At 45.4% G+C, this 19253-nt stretch carries 21 protein-coding genes and 1 pseudogene; 18 read left to right on the top strand and 4 right to left on the bottom strand.

Annotation, left to right across the window (positions count from 1 at the left end; all coding sequences use genetic code 11):
* The first annotated feature begins 2 nt into the window (after positions 1–2).
* The 7 genes and pseudogenes from walK to MHH82_RS36420 all read left to right on the top strand — a co-directional run.
* Positions 3–1838 (top strand): cell wall metabolism sensor histidine kinase WalK, encoded by a 1836-nt coding sequence (walK, locus tag MHH82_RS36450; RefSeq protein ID WP_009968432.1) that lies wholly within the window; start codon positions 3–5, stop codon positions 1836–1838.
* Positions 1828–3195: a WalRK two-component regulatory system regulator WalH gene (gene walH / locus MHH82_RS36445; RefSeq protein ID WP_072175742.1), complete on the top strand. Its 1368-nt coding sequence runs from the start codon at positions 1828–1830 to the stop codon at positions 3193–3195. The genes walK and walH overlap by 11 nt, the downstream gene beginning before the upstream one ends.
* Positions 3182–4024 (top strand): WalRK two-component regulatory system regulator WalI, encoded by an 843-nt coding sequence (gene walI, locus MHH82_RS36440; protein ID WP_064671690.1) that lies wholly within the window; start codon positions 3182–3184, stop codon positions 4022–4024. Before walH ends, walI begins: the two co-directional genes overlap by 14 nt.
* Positions 4025–4045: 21 nt before the next feature.
* A complete protein-coding gene (locus tag MHH82_RS36435; RefSeq protein WP_021481078.1) occupies positions 4046–4840 on the top strand; it encodes an MBL fold metallo-hydrolase in 795 nt (264 codons plus the stop codon).
* 81 nt (positions 4841–4921) lie between these two features.
* Entirely contained in the window at positions 4922–6124 is a 1203-nt protein-coding gene (htrC, locus tag MHH82_RS36430; RefSeq protein WP_021481077.1) for a serine protease HtrC, read from the top strand.
* 19 nt (positions 6125–6143) lie between these two features.
* Positions 6144–6272 carry a hypothetical protein gene (locus MHH82_RS36425; protein ID WP_125121027.1) on the top strand — a complete coding sequence of 43 codons (129 nt, stop codon included), beginning with the start codon at positions 6144–6146 and terminating at the stop codon, positions 6270–6272.
* Between the two features lie 15 nt (positions 6273–6287).
* Positions 6288–6449, top strand: a pseudogene (locus MHH82_RS36420) (ATP-binding protein); the annotation flags it as partial.
* Here MHH82_RS36420 and rocR read toward each other — a convergent pair.
* On the bottom strand, positions 6431–7816 hold the full coding sequence (rocR, locus tag MHH82_RS36415) for an arginine utilization regulatory protein RocR (RefSeq protein WP_003244510.1): 1386 nt from the start codon (positions 7814–7816) through the stop codon (positions 6431–6433). The pseudogene MHH82_RS36420 and the gene rocR overlap by 19 nt on opposite strands.
* A 240-nt stretch (positions 7817–8056) precedes the next feature.
* Here rocR and rocD point away from each other — a divergent pair, with 240 nt between their 5' ends.
* From rocD to rocF, 3 genes are all read left to right on the top strand, one after another.
* Positions 8057–9262: an ornithine aminotransferase gene (gene rocD, locus MHH82_RS36410; RefSeq protein WP_072175728.1), complete on the top strand. Its 1206-nt coding sequence runs from the start codon at positions 8057–8059 to the stop codon at positions 9260–9262.
* A gap of 222 nt (positions 9263–9484) precedes the next feature.
* Positions 9485–10888: an amino acid permease gene (locus MHH82_RS36405; protein ID WP_032730280.1), complete on the top strand. Its 1404-nt coding sequence runs from the start codon at positions 9485–9487 to the stop codon at positions 10886–10888.
* A gap of 73 nt (positions 10889–10961) precedes the next feature.
* Entirely contained in the window at positions 10962–11852 is an 891-nt protein-coding gene (rocF, locus tag MHH82_RS36400; RefSeq protein WP_003226959.1) for an arginase, read from the top strand.
* A 235-nt stretch (positions 11853–12087) separates the two neighbouring features.
* Here the strand turns inward: rocF and MHH82_RS36395 are convergent, their stop codons facing one another.
* The gene (locus tag MHH82_RS36395; RefSeq protein ID WP_003226961.1) at positions 12088–12204 is read right to left on the bottom strand and encodes a Phr family secreted Rap phosphatase inhibitor; all 117 of its coding nucleotides are present in this window, start codon (positions 12202–12204) and stop codon (positions 12088–12090) included.
* Entirely contained in the window at positions 12205–13302 is a 1098-nt protein-coding gene (gene rapG, locus MHH82_RS36390; protein ID WP_046664038.1) for a response regulator aspartate phosphatase RapG, read from the bottom strand.
* Between the two features lie 110 nt (positions 13303–13412).
* On the opposite strand from rapG, the gene MHH82_RS36385 reads away from it, so the two are divergent.
* The 6 genes from MHH82_RS36385 (at position 13413) to fdhA (ending at position 17764) form a co-directional block, all read left to right on the top strand.
* The gene (locus MHH82_RS36385; RefSeq protein ID WP_021481071.1) at positions 13413–13883 is read left to right on the top strand and encodes a GNAT family N-acetyltransferase; all 471 of its coding nucleotides are present in this window, start codon (positions 13413–13415) and stop codon (positions 13881–13883) included.
* A gap of 141 nt (positions 13884–14024) precedes the next feature.
* Complete coding sequence (locus tag MHH82_RS36380; protein ID WP_003243470.1) at positions 14025–14762, top strand: YiiX/YebB-like N1pC/P60 family cysteine hydrolase; 738 nt, start codon at positions 14025–14027, stop codon at positions 14760–14762.
* A 10-nt stretch (positions 14763–14772) separates the two neighbouring features.
* Positions 14773–15936, top strand: a complete 1164-nt coding sequence (locus tag MHH82_RS36375; protein ID WP_072175730.1) for a hypothetical protein — start codon at positions 14773–14775, stop codon at positions 15934–15936.
* Positions 15937–15951: 15 nt separating this feature from the next.
* Entirely contained in the window at positions 15952–16200 is a 249-nt protein-coding gene (locus MHH82_RS36370; RefSeq protein WP_072175731.1) for a DUF2651 family protein, read from the top strand.
* A 104-nt stretch (positions 16201–16304) separates the two neighbouring features.
* The gene (locus MHH82_RS36365) at positions 16305–16475 is read left to right on the top strand and encodes a hypothetical protein (RefSeq protein ID WP_017695773.1); all 171 of its coding nucleotides are present in this window, start codon (positions 16305–16307) and stop codon (positions 16473–16475) included.
* A gap of 62 nt (positions 16476–16537) precedes the next feature.
* Positions 16538–17764, top strand: a complete 1227-nt coding sequence (fdhA, locus tag MHH82_RS36360; RefSeq protein WP_003226972.1) for a formaldehyde dehydrogenase, glutathione-independent — start codon at positions 16538–16540, stop codon at positions 17762–17764.
* Between the two features lie 33 nt (positions 17765–17797).
* Here fdhA and MHH82_RS36355 read toward each other — a convergent pair whose 3' ends face one another.
* Positions 17798–18211, bottom strand: coding sequence for a hypothetical protein (locus MHH82_RS36355; RefSeq protein ID WP_072173754.1), 414 nt, complete (start codon positions 18209–18211; stop codon positions 17798–17800).
* 184 nt (positions 18212–18395) lie between these two features.
* Between MHH82_RS36355 and MHH82_RS36350 the strand changes: the two genes are divergently transcribed.
* Both MHH82_RS36350 and rlmH read left to right on the top strand, forming a co-directional pair.
* Positions 18396–18566, top strand: coding sequence for a CxxH/CxxC protein (locus tag MHH82_RS36350; protein ID WP_003219122.1), 171 nt, complete (start codon positions 18396–18398; stop codon positions 18564–18566).
* A gap of 80 nt (positions 18567–18646) precedes the next feature.
* Positions 18647–19126, top strand: coding sequence for a 23S rRNA (pseudouridine(1915)-N(3))-methyltransferase RlmH (gene rlmH, locus MHH82_RS36345; protein WP_072175732.1), 480 nt, complete (start codon positions 18647–18649; stop codon positions 19124–19126).
* Positions 19127–19253: the final 127 nt, after the last annotated feature.

The following is a 19253-nucleotide window of genomic DNA, read 5'->3' as shown; positions in this document are numbered from 1 at the left end:
ATATGAATAAGGTTGGTTTTTTTCGGTCGATCCAATTTAAGATTACCTTGATTTATGTGCTTTTGATTATCATTGCCATGCAAATCATTGGTGTGTATTTTGTCAATCAGGTAGAGAAGTCGCTGATCAGCTCTTATGAACAATCGCTGAATCAGCGAATCGACAACCTTTCTTATTATATCGAACAAGAATATAAGAGCGATAACGACAGCACCGTCATAAAGGATGACGTCAGCCGTATTTTGAATGACTTCACGAAAAGTGATGAGGTTCGGGAAATTAGCTTTGTAGATAAAAGCTATGAAGTGGTCGGTTCTTCAAAGCCGTACGGTGAGGAAGTGGCTGGGAAACAAACGACCGATCTGATTTTCAAAAGAATTTTCTCTACCAAACAGTCGTATTTAAGAAAATATTATGACCCGAAAAGCAAAATCAGAGTTCTTATTTCCGCGAAGCCCGTCATGACTGAAAATCAAGAGGTTGTCGGCGCGATCTATGTTGTCGCGAGTATGGAAGATGTCTTTAATCAAATGAAGACGATCAACACGATACTGGCGTCCGGCACAGGTTTGGCACTTGTTTTGACGGCTCTTCTCGGTATTTTTCTGGCAAGAACCATTACCCACCCGCTTTCAGATATGCGAAAGCAGGCGATGGAGCTTGCGAAAGGGAATTTCTCGAGGAAGGTTAAAAAGTACGGGCATGATGAAATTGGGCAGCTGGCCACAACGTTTAACCACTTAACAAGAGAGCTTGAAGATGCCCAGGCGATGACTGAAGGAGAACGCAGAAAGCTAGCCTCTGTCATTGCCTATATGACAGACGGCGTAATCGCCACAAACCGAAACGGAGCGATTATTCTCTTAAACAGCCCGGCGCTGGAGCTGTTGAACGTTTCACGTGAAACAGCCTTAGAAATGCCGATTACGAGTTTGCTGGGGCTTCAAGAGAATTATACTTTTGAAGATTTAGTGGAGCAGCAGGATTCTATGCTGCTTGAAATAGAGCGCGATGATGAATTAACGGTGCTTCGCGTGAATTTCTCTGTGATTCAAAGGGAACACGGCAAAATTGATGGTTTAATCGCTGTCATTTACGATGTAACCGAACAAGAGAAAATGGATCAGGAACGCAGAGAATTCGTTGCGAATGTATCACATGAGCTGCGGACGCCGCTTACGACAATGCGCAGCTATTTAGAAGCGTTAGCTGAAGGCGCGTGGGAAAATAAAGACATTGCTCCGCGCTTCTTAATGGTGACGCAAAATGAAACAGAGCGTATGATCCGGCTTGTCAATGATCTGCTTCAGCTGTCGAAATTTGACAGTAAAGATTATCAATTTAACCGGGAATGGATTCAGATTGTCCGGTTTATGTCGCTTATTATTGACCGTTTTGAAATGACAAAAGAGCAGCATGTGGAGTTTATCCGCAATCTGCCGGACAGAGATCTGTACGTCGAGATTGACCAGGATAAAATAACGCAGGTGCTCGATAATATTATTTCTAACGCTTTAAAATATTCACCGGAAGGCGGACATGTCACGTTCTCGATTGATGTCAATGAAGAGGAAGAACTTCTCTATATCAGCGTGAAGGATGAAGGGATCGGCATTCCGAAAAAAGATGTCGAAAAAGTCTTTGACCGCTTCTATAGGGTGGATAAAGCGAGAACGAGAAAGCTTGGCGGCACCGGTCTGGGATTGGCGATTGCCAAGGAAATGGTACAGGCGCACGGTGGAGATATTTGGGCGGACAGCATAGAAGGAAAAGGCACGACGATTACATTTACTCTTCCATATAAAGAGGAACAAGAGGATGATTGGGATGAAGCGTGAAAATATAAAAACGATATTACTTACGGTACTCGTCGTCATCAGTCTTGTTTTTACATGGGGGATATGGACGTTCCAGCCAAACTTTTCTGAAGGCTCATCCTCAACAGAGTCTACTGTTCGTGTGAAACATAAAATCGAAAAAACCACCCAAAAGCTGTCTGAAACGGTAAGGCCAAGGGACATGTTTATCCATGATGACGGCGCTCATTACAAAGTGGATGACAATGCCCTCTATGAAGAAATTTGGTCTGACTTGCCGCATTGGGATGTGAAAGGAATTAAAGATATTTCGGATCAGTATGACAAGGCTGGATTCAAAAGCTGGTTTTATGGAATAGGCGGTTCTGAAGCCAAGCTTGACTTGCAATTCAGCGATACGATTCCGATTGATATTTTCCAAACGTTGTTTAAATGGTCTAATCAGTCGTTTGAATACAGTTCGTTTGACCATATTCTGATCCCGTTCAATGAAACAAAAGCGAACAAGAAAATCTATTTGGTGTCATACAGCAAGCAGCTCATTCTTGAAGTGACGGTTGAATCAGCAAACTACCGGAACATTATGAACGACTTGAAAAACAGGCAATCAAATATGCCGGCGTTCAGTTTGTTCTCCATTGGCTCAAAGAAAGAGTTCTTGCTGCCGAACAAACCGCTTACGATGGACAAAAAAGAATTTGTCACAGAATCGATTAAAACAAATACCTTTAAGCAGGCTTTGTTTAGTGATCCGAGCATTGTAAGAGAAGATTCGAATTACAACAACAGAAATGTGCTGACAGATGGGATCAGCCGGTTAGATGTGAATCTAAGCCAGAGACAGGTGCAATTCCAGCAGCGCAATTTGGTGCAGAGCACATCCTATCAAACAGGTGAATTAATCAAAAAGAGCCAAAAATACCTTGAGGATACCGGAAGCTGGACGGATCACTATCAATTTTTCAATATCAATGACAGCCAGCAGTTGAGCTTCTATATCTTTATGGATCAGATCCCGGTCATTAACAGCACCGCCAAACCTTTCGGGGCGACATCGGCGATTTCGGTGCAATGGGCGAATGATGATATTCTCAGCTATAAGCGGCCGAATTACAGTCTCGGAACGAATCCGATTAAAACAAGTGAAACAGAGCTCATGAGCGGCAGCGAAGTGAGGATGCTGCTTTCGAAACAAACCGCTTATGATACGGACAAAATTGATCAGATCTTCCTTGCTTATCAATTGGTATCAACATCAACCAACGACGATCCTCTCGTTGAACTGGAACCGGTTTGGGCGATGAAAGTAAATGGAAAAATTGTGCCGATTACAAAGGATTTATTGAGGAAGGAGGGGGCTAACAGTGGAGTGGAATAAGACAAAATCAATCTTCATCGTTGCCTTCCTCATTTTAGATATTTTCTTAGGCTATCAGTTTTTTCAAAAATGGCAGGCTACCGGCAAAGAATATGAAGTCATTAAAAATGATGTCGAGCATGACATGAAGGCCGATCATATCACGTATGAAGGTTTGAATAAGGAAGCGACAGAAGGTTATCGGATCACGGCAAATCAAAAGTCTTTCTCCAAGGAGGAAATTGAGGCGCTGAAGGATCAAAAGCCTTTGATGGACATGCCTAGTGATGATCATAAAGTAACGAGCCTGAAAATGAAGTTTGCAAATCCAATCGCCCTATCAAAGAAGGATATCGAGGACGATGCCCAGGCACTTGTTTCTTCAAAGATTCAAGATGGCGAAAAATATAAGCTTTGGAAGGTTAATAAATCGAAGAAAGAAATTATTTTCTTCCAAACGTACGAAGGTCATTATATTTACCAAAAGACTGATAATCCCGCTAATATGATCGGGCAAGTGGTATTGCACTTAAACGGTAAAAACGAGGTTGTGTCATACGACCAGACTACGCTTGAGACCTTCAAGCAAATCCAGAAAGAAAGCTTAATTACTGAAATGGATGCGGTTGAGCTATTGTACTATCAAAATCAATTAAAAGAATACAGCACTGTGAAGAGCTGTAAATTCGGCTATGTAGCACAATATCCGCTGACAAGTACGCAGGTGCTGGCGCCGGTATGGAGAATTACGGTCGAGTACGAGAAAAAAGTGAACGGTGAGAAAAAGACAGTACAAGAGTATTTTACTGTGAATGCTTTGGAGAGTACGATTTTAGATACAGATCAATGAAAATAATGGAGTGAGACAAACATGAGCTTGCAATTTAGCGTACTTGCGAGCGGGAGTACGGGAAATGCGTTTTACCTCGAAACAGAGGATCACGCATTTTTAGTGGACGCCGGTTTGAGCGGAAAAGCCATGGATGGGCTGATGGCGCAGATCGGGCGTAAGCTGGATGATGTAGACGGCATTTTTGTGACGCATGAGCATAGTGACCATATTAAGGGCCTTGGTGTCGTCGCCAGAAAGTACAAGCTTCCGATCTATGCGAATGAGAAGACTTGGAAAGCGATGGAGAATCAAATCGGCAAAATTGACACCGATCAAAAGTTTGTATTTCCAATGGAGACGGTGAAGTCGTTCGGCGGACTTGATGTTGAATCGTTTGGCGTTTCCCACGATGCGGCGGAACCGATGTTTTATGTATTCCATTATAACGGCCGAAAGCTCGCGTTAATGACAGATACGGGATATGTCAGCGACCGGATGAAAGGCATTATCCGTTCAGCGAATGTATTTGTGTTTGAAAGCAATCACGATGTCGGTATGCTGCAAATGGGAAGATACCCGTGGAGCATTAAGCGGCGGATATTAAGTGACGTCGGGCACGTTTCAAATGAAGATGCTGCCCTGGCGATGACGGATGTCATTGGCGATGAGACGTCTCGTATTTACCTGGCGCATTTGAGCCAGGACAACAACATGAAGGAGCTGGCAAGAATGTCTGTGCAGCAGACATTGGCTTCTAAAGGATTTGTGACGGGTAAGACATTTGACTTATACGACACCGATCCGAAGAAGGCCACTCCGCTTTGCGCTGTATAATTTTTCTATGTAAATCATGACTATTCTAGGAGCTTCTAACCCACAATATAACCATATTAACGTTCTTGGAAAGGATGGAATATGGTGGATTACGAACGTGAGGAAGAACATACTACTCCTGAACAGCCAAAGAGAAGCAAAAAAGGATATTTTCTTTCGAGTCTGATTGGCGTGATTGTCGGTGCCGTATTAATGGCGTTTATCATGCCGTACCTTTCAAATGAAGGGCTGGATACAGGCGCCTTAGATCAGCAGCAAAACAACAATGGCCGGGAATCAATCAGGACGGTAAATGTCAGTGTCAACAATGCCGTCACCAAGATTGTCAGCAATGTGTCGCCCGCCGTTGTCGGTGTTGTGAACATCCAAAAATCAGATATTTGGGGAGAGAGCGGCGAGGCTGGGAGCGGCTCTGGCGTCATCTATAAGAAAAATGACCATTCCGCTTATGTCGTGACCAACCATCATGTCATCGAAGGCGCTTCCCAAATTGAAATCAGCTTGAAAGACGGCTCACGTGTATCAGCTGATCTTGTCGGCAGCGACCAGCTGATGGACCTTGCCGTTTTACGGGTGAAAAGCGATAAGATTAAAGCAGTCGCCGATTTCGGAAATTCAGATAAAGTGAAGTCTGGGGAGCCGGTTATTGCGATCGGGAACCCGTTAGGCCTTGAGTTTGCAGGCTCTGTCACACAAGGCGTCATCTCAGGTACGGAGAGGGCGATTCCAGTGGATTCAAACGGTGATGGACAGCCTGACTGGAACGCAGAAGTCCTGCAAACAGATGCGGCCATTAACCCTGGGAACAGCGGCGGTGCTTTGTTAAATATGGATGGGAAGGTCATTGGCATCAATTCAATGAAAATTGCCGAGTCGGCGGTTGAAGGGATTGGCCTGTCGATTCCCTCTAAGCTCGTGATCCCTGTGATAGAGGATTTAGAGAGATACGGAAAGGTCAAACGCCCGTTCCTTGGCATTGAGATGAAATCGCTAAGTGACATCGCAAGCTATCATTGGGATGAAACATTAAAGCTTCCTAAGAACGTCACCAATGGAGCGGTTGTGATGGGTGTAGACGCCTTTTCACCTGCCGGAAAAGCGGGGCTGAAGGAACTGGATGTCATCACGGAATTTGACGGATACAAAGTAAATGATATTGTTGACCTGCGAAAACGGCTTTATCAGAAAAAAGTCGGTGACCGGGTGAAGGTGAAGTTTTATCGCGGCGGAAAAGAAAAATCTGTTGATATCAAGCTGTCCTCCGCAGACCAATTAGGCAGTTAATAAAAGCAGTCTGGCATCGTTGCCAGGCTGTTTTGATATGCAAAAAAAACTGAACAGGGGTCACGCCCGTTCAGTTGAAAAAGGATATATCGAATATGAAGAAAAATACAAGATGGATGTTACACGTGAAACAGCAAATAGCAGTTAGCAAATACCTTCATTTTCAGCATTCTCCCGAAAATATGGAGGGTCGGGATTAGGCCTTGCCATAACGAAATCGATTATCGACAGCCACAATGGGTCGATTGACGTGAAAAGTAAAATAGGCAAAGGAACTGTTTTTCTGATCAGGCTTCCTGCCCCGGATTATTCGTTAGACGAGTGAGAAAATTTCTTCAGCCGATATTGGAGGCTTTGTCTGCTGATGCCAAGCTCCTGAGCAGCTTTCGAGATGTTATGGCCGTGTTTTCTTAACACGTTCTCTATCACATATTTTTCAAAGCTTTCCATTTTTTCTTTTAAGTCCGCGGCTGGCTGGTGTCTTGGTGTTTCCGGCTCTGGGATGTCAGCCGGCTTGATTTTCATGCGGTATTGATAGGGCAGATGGGAAGCCGTAATCGTTTGCTCGTCCGTCATGAAATTCATTGCGCCTTCGATCATATGCTCAAGCTCGCGAATATTTCCCGGCCAGTCATAAGAAAGGAAAAATTGCTTCACGTCATCGCTGATGTGTTCAACATTCATTTGGAATAGATGATTGTTTTTCTGGATGAACTCCGACGCGAGAAGCAAAATGTCTTCTTTTCGTTCCCGAAGCGGCGGGATGATCAGTGTGACGACACTCAGCCTGTAATACAAGTCCTTCCGCATTCGTTCGCCTGCAATTGCATCAATTGGGTCTTCATTCATCGTGGCAATAATACGTACGTCTATCGGTGTATCCTTTGTCGAACCGATGCGCCTGATTTTCCGTTCTTGAAGGGCGCGCAGCAGCTTCGCCTGAAGGCTGAGATTCAGCGAGTTGATTTCATCTAACAGCAGTGTGCCGCCATGGGCTTGTTCAAACAGGCCGGGCTGGTCGACAGCGCCGGTAAACGCGCCTTTTTTCGTCCCAAACAAAATGCTTTCCACAAGGCTGTCTGGCAGTGCCGCACAGTTTTGCGAAATAAACGGGCCGCCAGAACGATCGCTTCCATTATGGATACTTTGCGCGAACAGTTCTTTTCCTGTGCCGGTTTCGCCTGCGAGAAGGACAGATGATGACGTACGGGTTGCCCGCTTGGCGTTTTCGATGACGTCTTGAATGGCCGGACTGGTGCCGAGAATACTGTCAAACGTATAGGTTGTGCTGCCTTTTTTGTTCATATTCTCCCTGATCAGCCGTTCCAGCTTTGTCACATCCTTGGCAATTTCAACGGCGCCCCTGATTTTGCCGTCTTGGACAATGGGATATGTATGATTGATCGTCGTAATTTCCTGGCCTTTATTATTGAAATAGCTCTGTTTGACGTTTTTAATCGTCTTGCCTTCCTGAAGAGCCTGTACCAGTGTGCTGTCCTGCTGCTTTGAAAACATAAACACATCCATCAGGTTTTTATTCAAGACGTCATGCTTCTCCATATCTTCAATCTGCATCATTTTATTGTTATAAACGATTGTGTTTCCATGCTCGTCTACCACGTGCAGGCCAACATCGATTTCATCTAAAATACTCTGAAAAACCAATGTGAGGAATTCGCTGTCTTTGACCACTGTATGAACCTCCCTCTATTATTTTCTTAATATTGCTTCTATTTTATAAAAAAATGGAGAGGATATGCAAAAGAATTTTGCACTTGCTGGAATTTTTGCTCGAAATATCAGAATGTTTTTGCACCTTGTCCTCGAAAATTGTAGAAAACACACGAATTCTTGATTTGGCACAGAACTTGCATTTATATAAAGGGAAAGCAGGATAACATGTTGAAACAGAAAACAAGGGGGAATTCAAATATGACAGCTTTATCTAAATCCAAAGAAATTATTGATCAGACGTCTCATTACGGAGCCAACAATTATCACCCGCTCCCGATTGTTATTTCTGAAGCGCTGGGTGCTTGGGTAAAGGACCCGGAAGGCAATGAATATATGGATATGCTGAGTGCTTACTCTGCGGTAAACCAGGGGCACAGACACCCGAAAATCATTCAGGCATTGAAGGATCAGGCTGATAAAATCACCCTCACGTCACGCGCGTTTCATAACGATCAGCTTGGGCCGTTTTACGAAAAAACAGCTAAACTGACAGGCAAAGAGATGATTCTGCCGATGAATACAGGAGCCGAAGCGGTTGAATCTGCGGTGAAAGCGGCGAGACGCTGGGCGTATGAAGTGAAGGGCGTAGCTGACAATCAAGCGGAAATTATCGCATGTGTCGGAAACTTCCACGGCCGCACGATGCTGGCGGTATCTCTTTCTTCTGAAGAGGAATATAAACGAGGATTCGGCCCGATGCTTCCGGGAATCAAACTCATTCCTTACGGCGATGTGGAAGCGCTTCGACAGGCCATTACGCCGAATACAGCGGCATTCTTGTTTGAACCGATTCAAGGCGAAGCGGGCATTGTGATTCCGCCTGAAGGATTTTTACAGGAAGCGGCGGCGATTTGTAAGGAAGAGAATGTCTTGTTTATTGCGGATGAAATTCAAACGGGTCTCGGACGTACAGGCAAGACGTTTGCCTGTGACTGGGACGGCATTGTCCCTGATATGTATATTTTGGGCAAAGCGCTTGGCGGCGGTGTGTTCCCGATCTCATGCATTGCGGCGGACCGCGAGATCCTAGGCGTGTTTAACCCTGGCTCACACGGCTCAACATTTGGCGGAAACCCGCTTGCATGTGCAGTGTCTATCGCTTCATTAAAAGTGCTGGAGGATGAAAAGCTGGCGGATCGTTCTCTTGAGCTTGGCGAATACTTTAAAAGCGAGCTTGAGAGCATTGACAACCCGGTTATTAAAGAAGTCCGCGGCAGAGGGCTGTTTATCGGTGTGGAATTGACGGAAGCGGCACGTCCGTATTGTGAGCGTTTGAAGGAAGAGGGACTTTTATGCAAGGAAACGCATGATACAGTCATTCGTTTTGCACCGCCATTAATCATTTCGAAAGAGGATTTGGATTGGGCGATAGAGAAAATTAAGCACGTGCTGCAAAACGCATAAATCCGCACCATGGCGGGATATTCACTTCGTTTGTATAAATTTACAACAGAAAAATCAGCACTCCCTATTTGCTCAGCTACAGTATTTTAGTATAATGTATCTTTATGAGAAGAAGTGAATTTTATATTAAATAGATAGAGACTCTTTGGACAGCAAACTGGGATAGCACCATGCAGATGTTCCAGCTTAGATCCAATACAAGTTGCTGAAGGGGTGCAGAATGTGAATACAAACCAAGATAACGGAAATCAGCTCCAGCGGACAATGAAATCACGCCATTTGTTCATGATTTCATTGGGCGGAGTGATCGGAACCGGTTTCTTCCTTGGAACCGGGTTTACCATTAACCAAGCGGGACCGCTCGGCGCGGTTCTGTCCTATTTAGTGGGCGGCTTTATCATGTTTTTGACCATGCTCTGCTTAGGAGAGCTGGCAGTCGCCTTTCCTGTGTCGGGGTCCTTCCAGACCTATGCCACGAAATTTATCAGCCCGGCCTTCGGGTTTGCGTTCGGCTGGCTGTACTGGCTCGGCTGGGCGGTTACATGCGCCATTGAATTTTTATCAGCGGGGCAGCTGATGCAACGCTGGTTTCCGCATATAGACGTGTGGATCTGGTGTCTGGTCTTTGCGGCACTGATGTTTATTTTAAATGCGATCACCACAAAAGCCTTTGCGGAATCTGAATTCTGGTTCTCAGGTATTAAAATTTTGATTATCCTTTTATTTATTATTCTCGGCGGAGCTGCCATGTTTGGCCTGATTGATCTGAAGGGTGGAGAGCATGCGCCGTTTTTGACACATTTTTATGAAGACGGGTTATTTCCGAACGGCATAAAGGCAATGCTGATTACGATGATTACCGTGAACTTTGCGTTTCAGGGGACTGAGCTGATCGGGGTTGCAGCCGGAGAAAGTGAAGACCCTGAAAAAACGATTCCGCGGTCCATCAAACAGACAGTATGGAGAACGCTTGTGTTCTTTGTGCTTTCAATCATTGTCATTGCCGGCATGATTCCGTGGAAACAGGCGGGTGTCGTGGAAAGTCCATTTGTTGCCGTATTTGAGCAAATCGGAATCCCATATGCAGCTGATATCATGAACTTTGTTATTTTAATCGCACTGTTATCTGTTGCGAACTCAGGTTTATACGCATCAACACGTATTCTGTACGCGATGGCGAATGAAGGACAAGCCTTCAAAGCGCTTGGCAAAACAAATCAGCGCGGTGTACCGATGTACTCGTTAATCGTAACGATGGCTGTGGCCTGCCTATCACTTCTGACAAAGTTTGCGCAGGCTGAAACCGTATATATGGTACTGTTATCTTTGGCGGGCATGAGCGCGCAGGTCGGCTGGATTACGATCTCGCTTTCCCAAATCATGTTCAGACGCAAATATATCCGTGAGGGCGGGAAGATAGAAGATTTGAAATTTAAAACACCGCTGTACCCGGTGCTTCCGCTGATCGGCCTAACATTAAATACGGTCGTGCTCATCAGTCTTGCATTTGATCCGGAGCAGCGTATCGCGCTGTATTGCGGCGTACCGTTTATGGTCATTTGCTACATCATTTATCATGTCGTCATTAAAAAACGCCAGCAGGCAAATCGTCAGCTAGAGCTTTAAAAACGTTGTCCGCAAGTCATCTTTGTTATAACCCGCATAGGACATTATCTTAAATGTTGAGGTGGAATCACAGATGGATAAAACGATTTCGGTTATTGGAATGCCAATGGATTTAGGACAAGCACGACGCGGAGTGGATATGGGCCCGAGCGCCATCCGGTACGCTCATCTGATCGAGCGGCTGTCGGACATGGGGTATACGGTTGAAGATCTCGGTGACATTCCGATCAACCGCGAAAAAATCAAAAATGACGAGGAACTGAAAAACCTGAATTCCGTTTTGGCGGGAAATGAAAAACTCGCGCAAAAGGTCAACAAAGTCATTGAAGAGAAAAAATTCCCGCTTGTCCTGGGCGGTGACCACAGTATTGCGATCGGCACGCTTGCAGGCACAGCGAAGCATTACGATAATCTCGGCGTCATCTGGTATGACGCGCACGGCGATCTGAATACACTTGAAACTTCACCATCGGGCAATATTCACGGCATGCCGCTCGCGGTCAGCCTCGGCATTGGCCACGAGTCACTGGTTAACCTTGAAGGCTACGCGCCTAAAATCAAACCGGAAAACGTCGTTATCATTGGCGCCCGGTCACTTGATGAAGGGGAGCGCAAGTACATTAAGGAAAGCGGCATGAAGGTGTACACAATGCACGAAATCGACCGTCTTGGCATGACAAAGGTCATTGAAGAAACCCTTGATTATTTATCAGCATGTGATGGCGTCCATCTGAGCCTTGATCTGGACGGACTTGATCCGAACGACGCACCGGGTGTCGGAACCCCTGTCGTCGGCGGCATCAGCTACCGGGAGAGCCATCTGGCTATGGAAATGCTGTATGACGCAGGCATCATTACCTCAGCCGAATTCGTTGAGGTTAACCCGATCCTTGATCACAAAAACAAAACAGGCAAAACAGCAGTAGAGCTCGTAGAATCCCTGTTAGGGAAGAAGCTGCTGTAATAAGAAAACCCCCGCACCCGCGGGGGTTTCAGCGTGTCGACAAACCCTCGCATTCGTTGTCAGGCCTGCGCTTCGGTGCTCACGAATTCCAAACATTCGCTGCGCTCCAATGCTCGTTCTTCCTAGACTTCAAGGGTTTTCAATCACGCTGAAAAGATGAAAGAATCCTAAAACTACAAACCGTTTTAGGATTCTTTCGTTAAATTGAACCCCCGCACCCGCGGGGGTTTTTCATTTATCCAATCATTTTCTCAGCGACTTTCATTTCCTGTGAGTGGGTTTGATGGTCTGCAATAAACCAACCTGATAAAATCACCGCTGCGACGCCTGCGCCAATCAGAAATCTTTTCATTTATATAACCTCCGTTCGTTTAATCAGTTCTTCAATCTGTAATGCTTCATAAAAAAAGTGGGCAGCTTCTTTGTAAAGCTCAAGTTCCCTATACCGTTCGCCAGCCAAAATGGAAAGTTCTCTTACACTGTCATACTCTTTCTCGGACAACAAGTCATCCATATGTTGTTTGCATAAGTGAAACGTTTCCGCATGACCCCCTTCTGCATAAATGGTATATAAAATGTCTATTTTTGCCTCACATATTCTATTCGGCTCAGCAGTCAATTTTTCCTTCACGTCTTGGTAATAAGATAAGGCCTGTTCTTTCTTTTTGATCTTAAACAGTTCTCGTATCAGCAAGTAGGCAGAATGATAATAATAGGCGGAGCGGGCATACTCATCGTTCCGTAGAGCCTCCTCTAATTTCGAAACCGCTTCTTCTGATTTGCCGCTTTGCGCATGAAGAAGGCCGAAGTTATGCAAAAGCTGGGCTTCAAAAAAATGATCCTCTAATTCACTCGTGATCCGAATTGCTTCGTCCAAATAAGCCTCAGCTTCTTCAAACTGGCTCATCTCTGTAAAATTGCCTGACATGGTAATCAGCGCTGAAGCCAGCTTCTTTTTATAATCTGTCTCTTCTCTGAATGTTTTGACTGCTTGCCGTGTATGATTGAGGGATACAATATTTTGTCCAAGCTTATAATAGAGCTTTCCGACCTTCAGGTGAAATTCGGCTTTTTCAATCGGATCGGGAATGTTGTCGAGATACTGCTCTGCATCTTTATACAGCCCAATGGCAATGTCATAATTATTTTTATAGGCCTCATACATGCCTTCAAACAGAAAAAAGTAATATTTCAGCATGTCAGACGTAGCATTCATATGAGAAGGCTCCTCATGCTGAAAGCCCTGTCCTCTCGCCTCGTGAAGCAAAACCTTGTGGCGCAGTTCCAATAAGGAGAAGTAGGCCAGCACCTCCTGATCCTCTTCCATGTCATCCAATAAAGGCTTCACTTCTTCAAATAAACGGGAGGACTCTTCAACTTCATGTTTCTTGATAGCAAGGTACCAATCGTTGAGCATGCTAGCGATTTCTGCGGGTGCGATCTTATTCATGTGAAACTCCTTTCTCTAGTGACTTATCAATCTCAGTTGCTTATTCTGATAGTAACACCTCTTTCTATTTTATGTAAAATCCTCTAGTCAATATATGAAGGAGAGATGATATGACAATTATGCTGAGCCCTATGCAGACAGAAGAATTTCGGTCTTATCTCACGTACACAACAAAGCATTACGCGAAAGAAAAGGTAAAAGCGGGAACATGGCTGCCTGAAGATGCACAGCTTTTGTCTAAGCAGGCGTTTTCTAATCTGCTTCCGAGAGGGCTGGAAACACCCCATCACCATTTGTGGAGCCTCAAGCTGAATGAAAAGGATATCGTTGGCTGGCTCTGGATACATGCTGAACCGGAGCATCCGCAGCAGGAAGCGTTTATTTATGATTTCGGGTTATATGAACCGTATCGGGGAAAGGGCTACGCAAAGCAAGCATTGGCGGCATTAGATCAAGCGGCACGCAGTATGGGAATCCGCAAGCTGTCCCTTCATGTCTTTGCCCATAATCAGACGGCTCGAAAGCTATATGAGCAAACCGGATTTCAAGAAACAGACGTAGTGATGAGCAAGAAGCTTTAACGAAAAGGGCCTGATAAAGGCCTTTTTCTGTAAACGATTTCTAAAAATTCTGTAAATAACCTAGTTACTTTCCTTATTTTCCTAATATAATGTGGGTGAGGAAATTACCTTTCCTACACTCACAAGAAAAGAGGAGATGTAATGAAGTTGAAGAAACGAGTGTCGATGTTTTTGGTAGCGCTCACAATGTGCGGCGGCCTGTTTGTTACTCCCGCCAAAGCCGTAAAGACCACAAATTATGCTGAAGAAATCGCCGCACTGCAGCCAGGCACGACACCGGAAGAAATCATGAAATCTGCCAGCCAGATTGCCAAACAGCAGCACGTAAAGCAGGACGTTATCCTAAAACAGTTCTATAAGGAAATCACGGCTGATAAAGCAGAGGGAGACCGGCTCGCCAAGGAAAGCGGCATGTCTATCATGGGCGGCTCGTCCGGCACGAAAAAACTCCCGACAAGCGCGAAAGGCAATATCTATTACACGAACTCCTACACAGCCTACTACAATCACGGCCACGTCGGCATGTACTCCGCTGCTGACAAAATTGTTGAATCTGTCCCGAGCGACGGCGTCAGGCAGATCGCTTATAATGCCAGAGACGTGGAAGACAACTCCATTGTGCAAACCGTCAGCGTATCCTCATCTCAAAAAACAGCTGCTGCCGACTGGGCGGTATCAAAAGTGGGCGACCCATACTCATTTAACTTCGTCAATAACAGAAATACCGGCCATGACGGCGCCAAAAACTGTTCAAAGCTCCTATGGTCTGCCTTTTTGCTGAAAGCAGGCATTGATATAGACAGCAACGGAGGCTTAGGCGTGTATCCGCGCGACATCACAAGTTCTTCGTATACGACAACCATCATGACCATTTACTAAGGAGAAGGATATGAAAAAGTGGATGATTACCATCGCCATGCTGATTCTCGCAGGAATCGCACTATTTGTCTTCATTTCTCCTCTCAAAAACCATAAAACCGTAAGTCAGCAGGATCTCAGAAACCCCGATTTCCTGGATGACAAAGAAGTCCTGTTATATTTCTCATCCTCTGCGGATCAAGATGCATTTGGCGGCGGGAAAAGCTACGCCCTGTTTATCAGCCAGGACGGGACGCTGTCTTCCTTTAAGATGAAGGGCCTTGAGCTGGGCTCAGCCAAGGTTCACGGCGACAGTGTGATGCTGGAGGACAAAAACAAGATTTATACGATCAAAAACGGCCTGCGCTCCCATAAAAGAACCTATCAGCACACAGGCGACAGCGCCGGCTTTCTGCAAAACACGGACGGCTTTTACACCTTATACAACTCCGGCTACGACAAAAAGGGAGACGGATACCGCTCAGAGCTGTACCGCCAAATGGACGGAGAGTGGAAAAAAGACGTCATCCCCTACTACATCCGAGCCTCCGGTTTTCATGACGGCACCATTTATGCACTCGTCCCGACAGATGACGAAAAAGGCTACGAGCTCCTTCAGATTCAAGCAGATCAGAAGAAGCTTACCTATCACACCATAACGGAATGGCAATACCGGGAAGGAGCCTCAGTCGAATCCCAGCTTGCTGTGGACGACCAAGCTGTTTATGTTATGGTTCGCGGCCAAAAAGCCCGCAATCTCTATCAAATGGTCAAGATCAACAAAAAAAGCGGCAAAGTAGAGCTGCACGACATCGCCGAATACAAAAACGACGAACAAACGATATATAGCTCCATGCCCTTCAGCTTTAAAAACAGCTTTTTCCCTTATGACGGGAACCTGTATTTCATTGACGGCTTCGGAAAGGTACACAAAATTGATGCCAAGACAGGAAAAACAAACATCGCCTTCACCCTTTCCCAGGACAAAATGAAAGCCGATTTCAAAGAAATCACCCAAAAAGGCAGCAGCCTCTATTTCTTCACATACACGTATAACAAGCCTGCCTACATTGAACAGTACAATCTGAAAACCGGAAAGAAAATGAAAGAAAAAGTGATTGGGAAGGTAAAGGACGTCGTGACGCCGAAGAGTCATTTGAAGCTGTATGATGTTGAGGTGATGAAGGGGTTTTAGGGCAAGGAGGTTAGTATGGGAGCTATCGCCGTTTTATTTATCGTTTTTGGTTTTCCGATTTTTGCAGGTGTATTTGGTATAGCGGGTCATTTTTTATTTAAGAGGTTTTGGGTGGCACCGCTCATCGTCCTTATCGCGAGCTTGATATTGTTATTTACGTTAGCTTCGGGCAATAGCTCATTCATGTTTTGGGTTGTTATGTATACGGCGATTTCGTTAGTAACGAGTGTTGTCACATTATTTCTCAGGAAATTTTTTAATTGATCTCTAATTATGAAGAGACTGGTGTGAAGTCTCTTTTTTTGTTGAACCGAAATTTGCAGAGGATTTTGGGTATGGTTTAGAAACGAATCTAAAGGAGGAATTACATGCGCACCAAACGGGTTATTCTTCTGGCAGTTATGATCTGCCTGGTTTCGGCCATTACTGTGTTCTTGTTAAATGGATGTAAAGTCGACTTCTTAGACATCGGCGGAACCATTATTGGATGCTTTCTTGGCATATTTGTTGTTGTAAGAATACAGAAAAAACAGTCGTGAAAAAGGGAAAGAGTCATGCCGAACCGAAGTCATGTTCAAGGACGGAGAGTCCAAACACATGAATGGGAGGAATGGCGTTGACAGGAAACAAAGCGGTTGTGTACAAAGGCAAAGGGACTGTAGCGGTGGAGGATATCGGTTATCCGGAGTTAATCTTGAGGGACGGGCCCGGCGTCCCGAAGGCGAATGTGAATCGAAAATGTGAGCATGGGGTTATTCTCAAAGTCATTACAACCAACATTTGCGGGAGCGACCAGCATATGGTCAGAGGCCGCACAACGGCGCCTGAAGGCTTGGTGCTCGGACATGAAATCACCGGAGAAGTTATTGAAACGGGGCGTGATGTCGAATTTATCAAAAAGGGCGATATCGTATCCGTTCCTTTCAATATTGCCTGCGGACGCTGTGTGATGTGCAAAACGCAGAAAACGCATGTGTGCCTGAATGTCAATCCGGACCGTCCGGGATCGGCTTACGGCTACGTCGATATGGGCGGCTGGGTCGGCGGCCAGTCTGAATACGTCATGGTGCCATACGCTGACTTTCAGCTTTTGGTATTCCCTGATAAAGAACAGGCGCTAGAAAAGATTCTCGATTTGACCATGCTGTCCGACATTTTTCCGACCGGCTTCCATGGAGCTTACACAGCGGGCGTGCAAACAGGTTCAACCGTTTACATCGCGGGAGCGGGTCCTGTCGGCTTGGCAGCTGCACACTCCGCTCAGCTCCTTGGTGCCTCTACCGTGATTGTCGGCGATCTGAACGAAGACAGACTGGCACAGGCGAGAAGCTTCGGCTGTGAAACGGTCAACGTACAAAAACACGACCGCCTCGGCGAGCAAATTGAACAAATACTAGGTGAACCAACCGTTGATGCCGCAGTGGACTGTGTCGGCTTTGAAGCATCCGGACACGGCAATCAAGGAGAAGCGCCTGCCGCCGTGCTGAACTCAATCATGGACGTCACCCAGGTCGGAGGCAGCCTTGGCATTCCAGGCTTATACGTGACCGAAGATCCCGGTGCAAAGGATGCGGACGCCAAAACAGGCTCACTAAAAATCCGCTTCGGACTCGGCTGGGCTAAAGCCCACACCTTCGTCACCGGACAAACACCCGCCATGACATACAACCGCAATTTGATGAAAGCGATCCTGAGCGGCAGAGCGCAAATCGCAAAGGCCGTCAACGCCACTGTCATTTCTTTGGACGACGCGCCAAAAGGCTACAGCGACTTCGACAAAGGCGCAGCCAAAAAATTCGTCATCGACCCGCATGGAACATTGAAGTAAAAGAAAAAGCCGGACGTTCTCAGAACGCCGGCTTTATTGCTGGTAATCCGTTTCTTCAAATCTACTTCCCGTTTCATCCTGTACGATGAAATCCCCTGCGATTTTGTCCAGTCCAATCAAAATATAAGGGTTTTTCTCATTTGCCGTAGGAGCAGGTTTTCGTTTCACAGTTACAATCGTTTCTTTAGGCGAGAATTTGACGTCTGACACTTCAAGCTTCTTATCTTTCTCGCTGCTTCCGAGAGACACAATAACCATCTTTCTCCCTTCTAAAATGGTGAAGACTTGATATCCTTTTACATCATCATGCATTTGAAGGTAATTAGCGTATATTTCTAAGTCTGGACTGCCTTCACCGATTCGATCCTTCTCCAACACCCAATAAGACGGCCGACACCCAGCAAGCAGCAACATGATCACAAAAAGCCAAACCCATCTAAAGCGCAAATGCAGACCTCCCCACACATCGGTTACATCCAAACTAACACACGAGCGAAATAGAGTCATCAACAGCTTGTTTGTCGAATTGTGGATAAAACTCAGCCCGAAGCACTACTAACATGTGAATAAATAGGTTATATTGAGAAGAGAACATTTGTAAAAATGGAAGAAAACATCGGAGGATTTGAACATGAAACAAGCGTATTATTCTTGTGAAGAACACATCGAAACGGTGCTGGATATGTACATAGACGACCACGAGCTGCCGCCCGAAATCAGAAAAATCGAACATACTAACAGTTTATCCACAGCCTGTGAATTATGTGGAGACCCCGCAGTATATATAGTGGGGAACGAATGATCTTACACAAAATACAGAAAAGATATCCACAATTGTGGACAACATATATGAATAACTTGTTTTTAAAGTGGGGATGACCTGTGAATATCAATATTGTGACAATCGGAAAACTAAAAGAAAAATACCTCAAGCAAGGCATTGAAGAATACACGAAACGACTTTCGGCCTACGCAAAAATCGACATCATCGAACTCCCGGACGAAAAAGCGCCGGAAAACCTAAGCGACCAGGACATGAAAATCATAAAAGACAAAGAAGGCGACCGCATCCTATCAAAAATCAGCTCCGACGCCCACGTCATCGCCCTCGCCATCGAAGGAAAAATGAAAACATCCGAAGAACTAGCCGATACAATAGATAAGCTGGCGACATATGGAAAAAGCAAAATCACCTTCGTCATCGGCGGATCACTCGGACTGAGCGACGCAGTGATGAAGCGAGCGGATGAGAAGCTGTCGTTTTCGAAAATGACGTTCCCTCATCAGTTGATGCGGCTCATACTAGTCGAGCAGATTTATCGGGCTTTTCGGATTAATCGTGGGGAGCCGTACCATAAGTAAGTGATGGTTCTTCAGGTTTAAGAAAAACTGTAATTTAAGTGAAAACCGTTGGAGAAATCGACATTTGCTAACTTAAATGTAAAGTGATTGTAGAAGATAATAGGTAAGGAAAATATGTTCGCTATCT

This window comes from Bacillus sp. FSL K6-6540 (genome assembly GCF_038007545.1).
Note: the sequence above shows the minus strand (reverse complement) of the source record. Positions and strands in the feature narration are given on the sequence as shown.